The following is a 522-nucleotide window of genomic DNA, read 5'->3' as shown; positions in this document are numbered from 1 at the left end:
TTACGATATCGTTATCTATGATAATTTATCTAATAGTAGTCGTGAGGCCATTAACCGTGTCTCTAAGCTTATCTGTGCACCTATTGAGTTTATCGAAGGTGATATTCGTGATAGTGACGCACTTCGGCAAGTCTTTGCTGAACATCAGTTCATTGGAGTGATTCACTTTGCCGGACTCAAAGCGGTTGGTGAGTCTGTTGCCAAACCCTTGATGTATTATAATAATAACGTAAGTGGCACCATTACTTTACTTGAAGTTATGGCAGAATATAAGGTCAAAAACTTTGTCTTCTCATCATCCGCTACTGTCTATGGCGATCCTGAAATTTTGCCTATCGATGAGAATTCTCCACGCTCTTGTACCAATCCTTATGGTCAAAGTAAACTGGTCGTCGAACATGTTTTAGAAGATTTAGCCGTATCAGATAGTAACTGGAATCTAATCACGCTTAGATACTTTAATCCAGTCGGTGCGCATGCATCAGGACAGATTGGGGAAGATCCAAATGACATCCCTAATAA

The 522-nt window shown here is 40.0% G+C and carries 1 protein-coding gene; it reads left to right on the top strand.

The features are described 5' to 3' along the window. Positions 1–522 (top strand): NAD-dependent epimerase/dehydratase family protein (locus tag JMX75_RS12880; RefSeq protein ID WP_201532565.1); only part of this gene is annotated, 522 nt, incomplete at both ends.

The sequence above is a fragment of the Psychrobacter sp. LFX-11D genome, assembly GCF_904846475.1.
In the GTDB taxonomy this organism is placed as follows: domain Bacteria; phylum Pseudomonadota; class Gammaproteobacteria; order Pseudomonadales; family Moraxellaceae; genus Psychrobacter; species Psychrobacter cryohalolentis.
Note: the sequence above shows the minus strand (reverse complement) of the source record. Positions and strands in the feature narration are given on the sequence as shown.